Source organism: Bradyrhizobium neotropicale (assembly GCF_001641695.1).
Taxonomy (GTDB): domain Bacteria; phylum Pseudomonadota; class Alphaproteobacteria; order Rhizobiales; family Xanthobacteraceae; genus Bradyrhizobium; species Bradyrhizobium neotropicale.
This window is the reverse complement of sequence record NZ_LSEF01000124.1, coordinates 98,784-111,151: the sequence shown is the minus strand read 5'-3', so window position 1 is coordinate 111,151 and position 12,368 is coordinate 98,784. Positions and strand designations below refer to the sequence as shown.

Genomic DNA, 12,368 nt, shown 5'->3' with positions numbered 1-12,368 from the left:
TGTCGATGTCGCTCACGGGCTCGCGCTTCTCTTCGGAATCGGCACCAGGGCCCTTCCATCATGGGATTCGAGGATGAGGTGGAACAATCTATACCGCGGCCTTGTCGTCAGTTTGAACGGCAGGTTCAAGCGGACTCGCGAACTCACCTCATCCATCGTCCCGCGAGGGACATCTTTCCACTGCTGGGTGGATCTCGATTTTTCTCCTTATCGGGTTTGATCCTGAACGGCTTTCATGCTGCTGCCGTGGCCGGCTCCCGGGTCCACCGGAACTCGGTGCCATCAATCCATATGCGGTGCATGATGACGGCCAGCCGGCGGGCCAGGGCGACGATCGCCCTCTTCATTCCACGGCGCCTGGCGATCTGCATGGCCCAGGCTTTAAGCCATGACCATTTCTTCGAATGCAACATGCTCTGCGCTGCTTCGTAGAGCATCGTCCGCATCATCTCATCGCCACAGCGCGATATCCTACCGCTCCAATCGATCTCGCCTGATTGATACCTGGAGCTCGTCAGCCCAAATACTGCCCCGACTGACTTGGACTTTCGGAATCGGGCTGGCACATCGACAGTCGCGCGATAGGTCAGCGCCACCACCGGGCCGATACCGGGGGTCGTCATCAGGCGCCGGCACACCTCGTCGTCTCGCACGATTGCCAGCAAGCGGCGGTGCAGGATGACGATCTGTTCGCGCAGCGCCCGCCGCACAACGAGCATCGGTTCCACCAGCACCACCAGGTCGGGAATAGTCTCGACAAGCTCCTGGATGCGGGCCTCGAACCTCACCGTTCCGACCATGCCCACCTTGAGGCCGAAGTTACGCAAAGTCCCGCGCAGATCGTTCTCGATGGCGATGGCCTTCGACTGCAATAGCTTACGATGGGTCAGCAGCATACGCAGTTTCTGGCTGCGTAGCGTCTTTACATGCACCGGGCGGTACACTCCCACCCGCATCATCTGAGCGATGCCGCGCGCGTCATTGCGATCGGTCTTGTTGATCTGCGCCTTCAACACCGCCTGCATGTGCCGCGTCTCCACACAGATCACTGGTAATCCGGCTTCGGCGAGAGCGCTGAATAGCCATTGCGATAACGGTCCGGCTTCCAGTCCGATCCGCTTGAAGCGGTAGGCGGGATTCCCCAGAACCTTCAGAAGTGCTTGAGGCTCGCTCGCCACCTTCACTTCCTTCAAGATCTTGCCCGTGTCATCCAAAATACAGACACTCGTCTCCTTGACCGATACGTCCAGTCCGGCAAAATGGTCCATGCTGCGCTTCTCCTTCTGATGCTTGAGGCCGTCACCACGGACCTCGTTTCACCATCAGCCTGAAGCGCAGCACCTAAAATCTTCAGCTATCCACAAGCTGGATCGGCCGATTACCCCATCTATGCCCCACCGAAGCGGGCCTCCATCAGACGAGGCGCACTTCGCTGATGGGCCAAGAGGCGCCACCAGAAATTTGCGATCGCCCCACAACCGTGGGTCGGACGCCTGGAACTTCCAGAACCGGCGGCTGTTGTAGCGCACAGAGGGTCTCCTGCATGGACGTGGTCACGCACGTTCGCGGTTTGGATGCCGCTCCATCGGGCCGAGTTTCTCCGGTGAACTCACACAACGAGTGGGGCACGCTGGAGGAAGTGATCGTCGGAAGGCTTGAGGGTGCGGTCATCCCGTCCGATCATCCGGTTGTCACCTGCAACATTCCGGGCATGGCAGCGCGTGCTCAGTCGCTGCTCGCAGGCTTTCGTTACCCAAGGATCATGATCGAACCGGCGCAGCGTGAGCTTGATGGCTTTGTTGCGCTGCTACAGTCGCTGGGCATCATCGTAAGACGGCCGGACGCCGTCGACCACGGGAAGCGCTTCAGCACGCCGGAATGGTCCTCGCGCGGCTTCTGCAATTCCTGCCCGCGCGACAGCATGCTCGTGATCGGCGACGAGATCATTGAAACCCCAATGGTTTGGCCTTGTCGGTACTTCGAGACGCATTCCTATCGTCCAATTCTGAAGGACTATTTCCAACGTGGCGCGCGGTGGACGAGCGCACCCAGACCGCAACTGACGGACGAACTGTTCGACCCAGAATTTCGCGTCCCTAAGAAAGGCGAGCGGATCTCATACATCCTCACCGAATTCGAGCCGGTCTTTGACGCCGCCGACTTCTTTCGCTGCGGGCGCGACCTATTCGTGACCCGCAGCAACGTCACCAATGCGTCCGGTATTGAATGGCTGCGTCGCCACCTTGGCGACGGTTATCGCATCCATGAGATTGAGAGCCGCTGTCCCAATCCAATGCACATCGACACCACCATATTGCCGCTTGGGCCCGGCAAGATTCTGATCAATCCCGAATACATAGACGTCGATCATCTTCCGGCCATCTTGAAAGGATGGGACATCCTAGTGGCCCCCGAGCCCGACCCGATAACCGAACCTATGCTCAGGCTCACTTCGCTTTGTGGGAAATGGCTCAACATGAACGTACTGATGGTCGACGAGAAGCGCGTCATCGTAGATCCACATCATACTGCAACGACGCGTGCGTTGGAGAATTGGGGATTTGAACCGCTTCTCTGTGAGTTCTTACACTATGCGGCATTTGGTGGCGGCTTCCACTGCGCCACGCTCGACGTCCGACGGCGCGGCACGTTGGAAAGCTACTTCTGAGCTGATTTCCAACTCTCATCGCACCGCTCCGCCTAAGAGGTGATTTTCAGTCCGATGATGCCCAAGAGAATAAAGCCGATACAGGCTAATCTAAACAACGTCACGGGCTCGTTAAATAGATAGATGCCGAGCGCCGTGGTGCCAACAGTGCCAATGCCCGTCCACACCGCATAGGCGGTACCGACCGGCAGCGACTTAAGGGCGAGTCCGAGGAACCCAATGCTGGCCGCCATAGCAACGACCGTGCCGATTGTTGGCAAAAGGCGTGCGAAGCCTTCCGTGAATTTGAGGCCGATCGCCCAAGCGATTTCGCACAGGCCAGCAATGAGCAGAAAGAGCCAGGCCATGGGAATACCCTAAAATCCTTAAACCACGAGCACTCTCTCTCTCGGTATGCTCCAAATCAATGCTTTGAAAATCGGCAGTAGCATCGGGCCAGGCTGTCCCAAAGAGATCGAGCATTGCCCCAACGCCGTCTTGGTCGCCTTGCGTCAACCCCGCTCGCTAACGGCCTGCGCCCGATCTGTCTGGTTCAGATAAGCCTTTCCCCATGGCATCCAGATGCTGGACACAATTGATGTGGGACTAAATATCAGCCAGATTGTCCCAAGCTCAGACGGGTTGGCGGCCGCGCCGCTATCGGCTCACACAGCAACTGACACACCCCCCGAGCCCGTGCCCACTTTCGCTTGGTTGCCCTGAGTTGTTGCGCCGCTACCAGCAAGGTTGAGCTATGCTGAAACACTTGCTCCTTGAAGTCATTGGTCACATATCCGGTCTCAGCGATGCGCAGCTTGAAAAATTGAGCGGTCGTTGCCGGCAAGGTGCGGACCCCGCATCGTCTTCACCCTTTATTCGCGGTCACGGCGAGGGCGAGGCGGCCGTGCAAGCCACATTCCCTGGCGCAGCCGTTATCCGCTCTGCGGTAATGTTCGCGCGAGACGACGTCTTTCTCACGACAATTCTTGGGTTCGAGGTCGATCAACGCGCGGCGGCGTCAAACTCAAGAACGGCCAGCCACTCTCTTAGATGAACGGGCAACAACGGCAGGTTCAGCCTTCCTTCAAAGCGCGCGATGTAGAACGCGATCGCCACATGGAGGGGACAATGGTTTCGCTCAAGAAGGCTCTTTCAAGCAGCGTCGCCGCGCTTGCCGTCGCCGCAACGCTGTTCACCGGATCCGCACCAGCCCAAGCACACGACGGCCGCAACGCGGCGCTTATCGGCGGTTTGGTCGTCGGGGCTCTCGTCGGCGGCGCACTGGCGTCGGAGCCGCAAGGCTAATCCAGCCCCGCGTCGCTACTACAGCGGATATTCGACGTACAGCCGCGACTACAGCGGCTATGATGATAGCTATTACGCGCCCCAACATCGATATCGCCATTGCGACCACGATTACCGCAGCGTTTCGGGTTGGGACGACGACGAGGACTAATCCGCCAGCGCGGAAGAAGGCCCACCGGATCAACAGAGGGTGCTGCAAAAGCAGCGCCCCGACCGCCGGCGGGCCTTTGTGTTGGCCCGATCAGCATGACAGCCGGCCACGCGGTGGTGGTCGTGATAGCACCCTCTTACGGCCCGAACGCGGCCACGATGGTTCGTCATTCCACCAGGTCAGTCGCTGGGACCATCTTCTTCATCACAATCAACGCAAAGAGGCTCACGCGCGTGAATATTCCAAAGATTTCTGCGGCTAGTATCTTAGCCATTTGTATTTCGCTCGCGGGCTGCGCACAAACTCAACAGCAGCAACGGGCCGCGACCGGCGCCGCCGTGGGCGCTGTCGGTGGAGCGCTCGTTGGTCAAGCTATCGGCCGGAATGCGGGTAGCACCATTCTTGGTGCTGGTGCCGGCGCCCTGCTTGGCGCGGCCGTAGCCGACTCTACCAACCCACCACCGTCTGGGCGGGAAATGTGCCGCTACCGAGCTCCCGACGGCAGGATCTATTTCGCTGAATGTGACGAGCGCTATTACCAAGGCCGGTACTGACACCGGTCGGCAAGGCGTCCCCAGCCACGGCGGCGCCGCCCGCGCTACACTCCGCCCACGAATGCAACCATGGAGACTCCGATGGGAAAGCCGATTGCCATTCTACTCTCTTCCGCGGCGTTCGCCGCCCTTGCCGCGAGTAGTGCCGACGCCATGCCGATCTCGCGCTCGACCGCACCAACGTTGAACGTCGAGCAGGTTCGCTGGGTCTGCAACGAATCGGGGCGCTGCTGGCACCAGCGGGACTATTACCGTCCCCACGGCTACTATCGACGCTATGATGATGGCGACGAGTGGCGAGAGCGTTATCGGTACCGCTATAACTATGGCTATTACGGTCCACGTTGGGACGGTTACGGTTGGCGCCACGGTGGGGAGGATGACAACGAGCAATGAGCCGCGATCAGCGTGCGGCGTCGAGAGCATCGTGATCCACGCGCATGCTCGCTTCATCGCTAGAGTCACGCGCTGTTCGATAGGTAAAGCTGGGGCACAAGGTTCCCATGTAAGCTTGCTGTCAGGATATGAGATCGCAATCTCGAATAGGATCGTTCGAGCTTTGACGCATTCGCACCAAAGACCAGACTGCGTCTTACTTTGAACACGCCATCCGATTTCTACTTTTTCCCGATCCGGGACGGCTGCTGAATCGTTGGCAGCCGATCAAGGAGAAAGGGTGGATCAAATGAAAAAGGTGTTCGTAGTCGCGGCCGCGTTGGTCGCTGTCACTTCGGCAGCCCATGCGCGTGGACCGGGCGGTAGCTTTGGCGGAGGCGCCTCCAGCTTCTCGCCGGGCCATTCGTTCCAGAGCAGCGGCCCCGTCACGGGCTCTACCGGCGCTTCAGGCTATTCCCCCGGCCATCAGATGCAGTCCAATGGACCCGTAACCGGATCTCCGGGAGCCTCAGGCTACGCGCCCGGTAAGCTCAAGCGCTAATAGCATAAAGGACACGCGCAAGAGGCCGCCTCAGTTGGCGGCCTCTTTTCGTTTTTGGGGAGGATCAGCGCGCGGCTACAGCACGCCGGTTTCCCGCAGGAATGGCGTATGGTTCTTGTTGATGCAGGCCGTCTCGGCGAGCGCTGGCCGTTCCGGCGTAACGATCGAGGTTCATGGGGGAGCGATGGCGTTGATCGAAAGAGAGCCCCAGCCAAGGGAGCTGGGCCGGGGCTTAAAGGTCCTAGCGCGCGACCGGGAGAGGTGTCGCGCACCGTCGGAGTATGTCTGAGTCGATGCTGCCTAGCGCTGTGGTCCACAGGAAAGACCGGCCGCTAGCTTCACTCCGCGGCGAGCTTCGCTATCTGCTCATGGTCGAGAAGCGACGGCTGAGCTTCCCTGAATATCGTGGCGTCCAGGCCGTGTAGCTTCTGGGCCACGACCCGCTGAACAGCGGTTCGAAGCGTCATTTGGCCCTGCCCGTACAATGTGACGATCTCCTCAGGACCGAAGGTCATTTTGCTCCTGCGCTTGTCTTTGATGCTGCAGGTCGTGCAAGATAGCGCGGCTGTTGTCGGCAAGCATTACCCGCAAATTAGGGGTCGTCTCGTTTCGAAATCGTCTTGGGGCCGTTCTGCAAAACGAACGAGCGGCCGAGGTTGGCGGCTCGTGGACAACGGGAAACTGTCCGTATCGAACCCCCGGCGTCTGAAGTTGAATTTCGCGAATCCGGGCGCATATTCACGGTATGCCCCACTTGGATACTTGTCAGGGGATCCTGCGGCGGCTGATCGCCAAGGGAGACCCAAACGCAATTCCACTGGCTGAGAGGGCCATCAACGAGTACCTGGAAGTTACGCCCTCGGGCGCTCGTAAGAGCGGCCTAAGGCTTATCCAGCAAGACGTTCTGGCCCAGTATAATGCTGTGGTTGGCGTGCAGCGTTCCTTCGCTGAATCCGTAAATGCCTACATCGAAACGAAACTCGCGGAAGAGTAAGGCCACCTCAGTTGGCGGCCTCGCGGGGATTGTCCCTTGCCATTATGCCGCGGGCCGCGATGGAACCAGCGCGGCGAACTTACGGTTGATTAGCGTGTAAACCTTCCAATGGAGGGTGTCATGAAGAACTGGATGGCGAACTGGACGAACGCAAAACTGTGCGACGTCGCAAACCTGATCCTTGGCGCGATTCTGTTCGTTTCGCCCTGGACGTTCGGCTTCGACGCCGGAACGGTCTCCACCAACGCCTATATCACCGGCATCGCCATCGCGATCCTCGCAATCGCGGCGCTGGCGGCATTCGCGGTGTGGGAGGAGTGGCTTAACCTCGTCGTCGGTTTGTGGGCGCTGGTTTCGCCCTGGGTATTGGGCTTCCAGGGAACCACCGCGATGACGGTGCATGTGGTAATCGGCGCGGCGGTCGCGATCCTGGCTGCGATCGAGCTCTGGATGATGTCCCAGATCCCGCCGCGGCTGACCACTGGCCGCTGAGAGGCCTTTGCGCTTGCCGGTGTCGGAGCCCGGCCGAGGAACGCCAGTGCCGGTTGCAGGGCCCGCCAGATCGTGGCCTCGCCCACTTCGTATTCTTCTGCCAGCGCGGCCATTGTCTCGCCTGCAGCATAGCACTCGGCGATCTTCTGGCGCTGGCCTGCATCAAGGGCGCGAACCACTTGCCTTGCTTGCGGGCCTTCGCGATGTCGGCCTCGGTGCCGGCAAGGATCAGTGATCGTTCGAATTCGCTGATCCCGCCGAGGATGGTTACTAGCAACTTGCCCGCCGGGCTGGTGGAGTCGCACCACGACTCAGCCAAGCTGGCAAAGCCGCAACCAGCTTCCTGCAGGTCATGAACGATGTTCTGCAGGTCACGGCTGGAGCGCGCCAGCCGATCGAGGCGAGTCACCACGACTACGTCGCCGGGCGTCAAGGGCGCGCATGAGACACTTGAACTCCGGCCTGCCGCGGAGCGCCTCTCGCTGAGTCCCGACTTTCGGAATGAACGGTAGAGCGAGCTGCCGACGACCTGCCCGAGGGAACTGTTTTGGCGATTGCCGAATTGATAGGTCGCCAACGCGCGGGAGGTCGCCATGCGCCTTCACCTTCACCACAACTCGATCGACTTGGTCGCGGTAACAGCTGCCAGCATACTAGTGCTGGGGTTCGCCTCCGCCATCGCGGTCCTGCTGGTCCGTTAAAAAAATCCAAAGGCGCAGATGCGTATACGGGACCCGATCGTTGCGGGGGTGCCGATTTCCTGACTGTGTGCCCGCGTGATGCGCGAAAAAATCACGCGGAGCAATAAACTTTCGCGGAACGAATTGACTCGCAGCGCCGCGGCTCTCATCGCTATCCAATTGATACCTGCAACTAGATCACCCTCCGAGCCCGCCTCAGGATTACTGTGACTGTGCACTCAATGCTTCCGGCCGCTTCCGAAGGTTTATGAATTAAGGTGCACTGTCACCGTAATACATTATGTCTGGTGCTTTGCTGATCGAGGTCACCTTTTTCGCCTTGATCGGGATGTTCTGATAGGAACACAGGCTCCGTGCACCGCACAGCCGATGGGAAGAACCGCCGCCTCCAAGACTTCTAATCGCGACGCAGATGTTCCATTCGGAAGGAGGAACCTGGGGCTCCATGATGGCAACTTCGATGTAGGCGAAACATCGGCAGCAGCATTCGGGAACCATTTCTGAGAGTGCCGGTTGGTTTGTGGGGAGGGTCCGATGAAGGGACCATTGCCATGAGGACCGGATATCTCGCTGCGATTGTGATAACTGTTCTCGCCTCTGGTACGGCGCTGGCGGTCAATTCTGTCGGCTCGCGGCCTTCCGAAAATCAGTTCTTGCCGGGTGCCGCGCAAGTAGCGGAACGATTAGCTGCGTCCGTGGATGCGTTTTCGCTTCGGTTCTAACAGGCACGCGCAACTCAAAGGTATTGGCGGCGGGGTTTCGGTCTCCTAAAGCGCTTTCGCGAAATCCCCAGTGGCCCGACCGGCGCGCCGACAACCGCACATGAAGCGACCGTGCGCCCGTATCGGTCTGTTACCGGCTCACATGTCACGGGCCGCCCACCGACCAACGCTGCAAGTTCGTTAGCGGCCTTGGCTCCACATCGATATATGTATAGCGATGCGCAATCTGCGACCTTGGCTATTGCTTGGCGGTGCGGCAATGTCCGTAATCGTGCCCGCCATGGCGCAAACCTACGATCCCAGATATCCGGTTTGCCTGCAAAGATGGGTCTGGGGTGGCAGCACATATTTCGAGTGCAAGTTTACATCATGGGATCAGTGTCGAGCGGCGGCGTCGGGACTTCCGGCCATGTGCTTGGACAATCCCTATTGGTCGCAAGGGTATCGCCCCGCGGCGCGCTAGATAATGATGTTGCCTTTCCTGCGTGTAGCTTCGACGACAATTGCCATTCTATAAAACTGGCGCGGCGGCGTAATCATTGACGGCCTTAGCGCGGAGCGGCATATCCCTAACCGGGCGCCACTCGATCTTCCTTCTCCGGCCCACGGCATCACGATCTTGAGCGCGTGACGCGCATCCGCACGTCACGCTCCTCGTCGGTGGTCAGGATCGGGATGGATCGGGAGTTGACAGCGCGCTTATTGCCGCCGTGCCACGGGCCGCCGCTTGGGGCAACAGGGCCCCTCCCACGATTACCGCTCACAGGTCCACAACAAAGTGCTAGGCTCCTCCTTTCTCAGCGACGTGGTGGTTTGCCTGGTCGTTCGGAGGGCGCTGTGGCGGAGCAGCGGGTTCAAAGGCGATTAGCGGCGATCTTGGCTGCCGACGTGGTCGGTTACTCTGCGTTGATGCAACGCGCCGAGGAAGCCACCTACGCCGGGTTCGAGCGGCTCAAGCGGGAATTGATCGAGCCAAGCCTCTCCCGCCACGACGGGCGACTTATCAAGACAACGGGCGATGGCGCACTTGCCGAGTTCGCCAGTCCCTTGGCTGCCGTGAGATGCGCGGTTGAGATGCAGGATGGTCTCGGTTCGGACAGCGATGGCTTCAAGTTGCGCATCGGGATCAATCTTGGTGACGTAATCGTTGGAACCGGCGGCGATCTTTTTGGTGACGGGATCAACATTGCTGTCCGGCTAGAAGGGGCCGCCGATCCAGGCGGCATCCTGATTTCCGAAAAGGTGTACAGCGAGGTCGAGGGTAAGCTGGACGTTGGCTTCGAGGACCGGGGCGAACAGCAGCTCAAGAACATCGCCAAGCCGGTTCGCGCCTTTGCTGTACGCGCGGGCGAGCATAGCGCGCTGATCGAGAAAACAAATGCCCTACCTCCGCTACCCGACAAGCCATCCATCGCCGTGCTGCCGTTCGAGAACATGAGCGGCGATCCCGAACAGGAGTATTTTGCGGACGGAATGGTTGAGGAAATCATTACGGCGCTGAGCCGGTTTCATTGGCTGTTCGTCATCGCCCGCAATTCGAGCTTTACGTTCAAGGGCAAAGCCGTCGATGTGAAGGAGGTCGGACGCAGGCTTGGCGTGCGCTACGTCCTTGAGGGGTCGGTGCGCAAGGCGTCGGGGAAAGTCCGGATCACCGGCCAGTTGATTGACGCGGTGACGGGCGCCCACATCTGGGCAGACAGGTTCGAGCGTGAACTGACCGACGTTTTCGCTCTCCAGGATGAAGTCACCGTCGCCGTTGTCTCAGCTATTCAGCCGAAACTGCTTCAAACAGAAATCGCAATAGCGACGCGGCGGCGACCGCGGAACCTTACCGCCTATGATTTTTATCTCCGAGCTATGCCGCAGTTTTACCTAGCGACCCACGAAGGGGTGGCCGAGGCGATCACCCTGGCGCATCGTGCCTTGGAACTGGACCCTCGGTTCGGCCTTGTCGCGGCTCTGGCAGGTGTCCTCCACATGAACAACGTCGTTTTTGGCTTTGCTGCCGATCCGCAATTCGAACGCAAGGAAGCAATTCGGCTTTGTCGCCTGGCCTTGAGCCTCGACGATGGTGATCCGGAAACGTTGGCTTTTGCTGCCCTGATCTCGGCGTTCTTGGTCCGCGATTATGAAGGTGCAATCGAAATGGCTGACCGGGCCGTCGCGCTCAACCCAAATTCGCTTACCGGATGGGGTTGCAGAGGCTGGGTCTATCGAAGTGCGGGGCTGCCGGAGGAAGCGATCCGCAGCTTTGAACGTGCCATTCGCGCGAGCCCGGTAGACCCGCTGTTACACCGACCGCTTACCGGCATGGGGATGGCCTTAGTTGAACTGGGTCGCTTTGACGAGGCCGTCGTCGCCGCGAGGAAGGCCCTGCGTCAGAACCCCTTCTTTTCGCTAACTTATTGTTGTCTTGCGTCCGCTTTCGCCCATCTCGGACGCGACGCAGAAGCACGTGAAGCGGCGGCGCGTGTGCTCGAGACCGATCCCGCCTTCACAATCTCTGGGTTCATCGCTCGCGGCGGGCGATCAAACGCGAAGGTGTTGATTGAGGGCCTTCGGAAAGCGGGGTTGCCCGAGTAGACAGCCGACTTCATTCGATCACCTCGTCGGCGCGGACCAGCAACGAGGGCGGTACGGTCAAGCCGAGCGTTTTGGCAGTCTTCATGTTGATCACTAGTTCGAACTTGGTCGGCTGCTCGACCGGCAGATCGGCAGGCTTGATGCCTTTGAGGATCTTATCGACGTAGCCGCCTGCACGGCGGAACAGATCGGCTGTATCGGCGCCGTAGACCGACAATCCGCCATTCGCGTAATGTCGGAACAAGTAGTTTGCTGGCAGATGATACTTCGCCGCGAGCGCGATAACTCGCGGAGCCTCGACAAAGGTCAGAACATCGCCAAGATCAACTATGGCATCGGCGTGCTGGGCGGCGGCCGAGGCAAAGGCGGCGTCGAGTTCCTCGGCCGTGGTCGCCTCAACTATCGGCAGAGCCACGCCCAGGTTGCGGACTGTGCGGGGTATCTCCTCGGCTAATGCCAGCCTGTGCATTGGGTTGCCCGGATTGACTAGGATCGCGATTTTCGAGGCGAAAGGAACCAGTTCTCGGAGGATCTCTATCCGTTTCCCGATGAAGTCCCCAGATACGATGGTCGTAAGACCCGTTATGTTGCTACCTGGTCGCGATAGGCTTTGCACGAGGCCGAGCCCCACGGGATCGGCCACAAACACGAATACAATTGGAGTGCTGGCAGTTGCCGATTTAAGGGCTCCGGCTGCCCGCGGTCCCGCAGCGACGAGCACATCGGGATTGAAAGCAATCAAGTCGGCGACTGAAGCCGGCAGTCGATCCGGGGGTTGGGAAAAACGATACTCGATAATCAGATTTCTTCCGTCTATCCAGCCGTGGTTTCGCAGCCCATCAAACAACGCAAGCTCGGCGTAATTGAGGGCCTGCCCACTCCCATCACCTACAGCAAGAAAGCCAAGCCGACGGCGTGTCCCCTGCGCCCACGAACGTCGTGGTGAAACGAGCAGTGCCGCAGTAGCAGCCGCTATGAATTCCCGTCGCTTCATTCGATCCTCATCGCAGTTTGAGGACGACAGGGCCCAGAATATCACGTCTCGGTTGTAGCCGCACTCACTGCGCGCGCAAATGCTGCGCATGGCGAAAGATGGCTATGGGTCATGTGTGCGACAGGGTTGAGCCAGCGACAAGTCCGGACATGGTCCGCTATGCCGCCGAGAGCGGAAGTGAGGCTGTGATTACGGTGACAGTGCACTCAATGCTTCTGGCCGCTTTCATGGGCTCGAAGTCTTATGAATTAAGTGCACTGTCACCGTAATAGGCCGCATCTCAGCATA

General features: G+C 59.4%; 11 protein-coding genes and 1 pseudogene. 7 read left to right on the top strand and 5 right to left on the bottom strand.

Annotation, left to right across the window (positions count from 1 at the left end; translation table 11 throughout):
• Positions 1-233: 233 nt before the first annotated feature.
• Entirely contained in the window at positions 234-1,268 is a 1,035-nt protein-coding gene (locus AXW67_RS39690; protein WP_063678329.1) for an IS110 family RNA-guided transposase, read from the bottom strand.
• 275 nt (positions 1,269-1,543) lie between these two features.
• Between AXW67_RS39690 and AXW67_RS39685 the strand changes: the two genes are divergently transcribed.
• Positions 1,544-2,668 (top strand): hypothetical protein, encoded by a 1,125-nt coding sequence (locus AXW67_RS39685; RefSeq protein ID WP_063682273.1) that lies wholly within the window; start codon positions 1,544-1,546, stop codon positions 2,666-2,668.
• Positions 2,669-2,700: 32 nt separating this feature from the next.
• Here AXW67_RS39685 and sugE read toward each other — a convergent pair whose 3' ends face one another.
• Positions 2,701-3,015 carry a quaternary ammonium compound efflux SMR transporter SugE gene (gene sugE / locus AXW67_RS39680; protein WP_027552789.1) on the bottom strand — a complete coding sequence of 105 codons (315 nt, stop codon included), beginning with the start codon at positions 3,013-3,015 and terminating at the stop codon, positions 2,701-2,703.
• 760 nt (positions 3,016-3,775) lie between these two features.
• Here sugE and AXW67_RS44690 point away from each other — a divergent pair.
• The 3 genes from AXW67_RS44690 to AXW67_RS39670 all read left to right on the top strand — a co-directional run bounded on the left by AXW67_RS44690 (position 3,776) and on the right by AXW67_RS39670 (position 5,053).
• Positions 3,776-3,952, top strand: a complete 177-nt coding sequence (locus tag AXW67_RS44690; protein ID WP_245315891.1) for a hypothetical protein — start codon at positions 3,776-3,778, stop codon at positions 3,950-3,952.
• A gap of 384 nt (positions 3,953-4,336) precedes the next feature.
• On the top strand, positions 4,337-4,657 hold the full coding sequence (locus AXW67_RS44685) for a YMGG-like glycine zipper-containing protein (RefSeq protein WP_145928177.1): 321 nt from the start codon (positions 4,337-4,339) through the stop codon (positions 4,655-4,657).
• 81 nt (positions 4,658-4,738) lie between these two features.
• Complete coding sequence (locus AXW67_RS39670; protein ID WP_063682279.1) at positions 4,739-5,053, top strand: hypothetical protein; 315 nt, start codon at positions 4,739-4,741, stop codon at positions 5,051-5,053.
• 879 nt (positions 5,054-5,932) lie between these two features.
• Here AXW67_RS39670 and AXW67_RS44680 read toward each other — a convergent pair.
• Complete coding sequence (locus AXW67_RS44680) at positions 5,933-6,109, bottom strand: hypothetical protein (RefSeq protein WP_201723773.1); 177 nt, start codon at positions 6,107-6,109, stop codon at positions 5,933-5,935.
• Between the two features lie 611 nt (positions 6,110-6,720).
• On the opposite strand from AXW67_RS44680, the gene AXW67_RS39660 reads away from it, so the two are divergent.
• Entirely contained in the window at positions 6,721-7,080 is a 360-nt protein-coding gene (locus AXW67_RS39660) for an SPW repeat protein (protein WP_063682278.1), read from the top strand.
• A 235-nt stretch (positions 7,081-7,315) separates the two neighbouring features.
• On the opposite strand, the pseudogene AXW67_RS41430 reads toward AXW67_RS39660, so the two are convergent.
• Positions 7,316-7,675: pseudogene (locus AXW67_RS41430) on the bottom strand (recombinase family protein); the annotation flags it as partial.
• A 1,045-nt stretch (positions 7,676-8,720) separates the two neighbouring features.
• Here AXW67_RS41430 and AXW67_RS41425 point away from each other — a divergent pair.
• Together AXW67_RS41425 and AXW67_RS39655 are read left to right on the top strand one after the other, a co-directional pair.
• Complete coding sequence (locus AXW67_RS41425; protein ID WP_082908233.1) at positions 8,721-8,966, top strand: DUF3551 domain-containing protein; 246 nt, start codon at positions 8,721-8,723, stop codon at positions 8,964-8,966.
• Positions 8,967-9,340: 374 nt separating this feature from the next.
• Positions 9,341-11,086 carry an adenylate/guanylate cyclase domain-containing protein gene (locus AXW67_RS39655; RefSeq protein WP_145928175.1) on the top strand — a complete coding sequence of 582 codons (1,746 nt, stop codon included), beginning with the start codon at positions 9,341-9,343 and terminating at the stop codon, positions 11,084-11,086.
• A gap of 10 nt (positions 11,087-11,096) precedes the next feature.
• Here the strand turns inward: AXW67_RS39655 and AXW67_RS39650 are convergent, their stop codons facing one another.
• A complete protein-coding gene (locus AXW67_RS39650) occupies positions 11,097-12,080 on the bottom strand; it encodes an ABC transporter substrate-binding protein (protein WP_063682270.1) in 984 nt (327 codons plus the stop codon).
• Positions 12,081-12,368: the final 288 nt, after the last annotated feature.

Coding starts and splice junctions, on each gene's coding strand:
- AXW67_RS39660 (WP_063682278.1), top strand. CDS start 6,721: ATGGCGAACTGGACGAACGCAAAACTGTGCGACGTCGCAAACCTGATC.
- AXW67_RS39685 (WP_063682273.1), top strand. CDS start 1,544: ATGGACGTGGTCACGCACGTTCGCGGTTTGGATGCCGCTCCATCGGGC.
- AXW67_RS39690 (WP_063678329.1), bottom strand. CDS start 1,268: ATGGACCATTTTGCCGGACTGGACGTATCGGTCAAGGAGACGAGTGTC.
- AXW67_RS39670 (WP_063682279.1), top strand. CDS start 4,739: ATGGGAAAGCCGATTGCCATTCTACTCTCTTCCGCGGCGTTCGCCGCC.
- AXW67_RS44680 (WP_201723773.1), bottom strand. CDS start 6,109: ATGACCTTCGGTCCTGAGGAGATCGTCACATTGTACGGGCAGGGCCAA.
- sugE (WP_027552789.1), bottom strand. CDS start 3,015: ATGGCCTGGCTCTTTCTGCTCATTGCTGGCCTGTGCGAAATCGCTTGG.
- AXW67_RS39650 (WP_063682270.1), bottom strand. CDS start 12,080: ATGAAGCGACGGGAATTCATAGCGGCTGCTACTGCGGCACTGCTCGTT.
- AXW67_RS44690 (WP_245315891.1), top strand. CDS start 3,776: ATGGTTTCGCTCAAGAAGGCTCTTTCAAGCAGCGTCGCCGCGCTTGCC.
- AXW67_RS41425 (WP_082908233.1), top strand. CDS start 8,721: ATGCGCAATCTGCGACCTTGGCTATTGCTTGGCGGTGCGGCAATGTCC.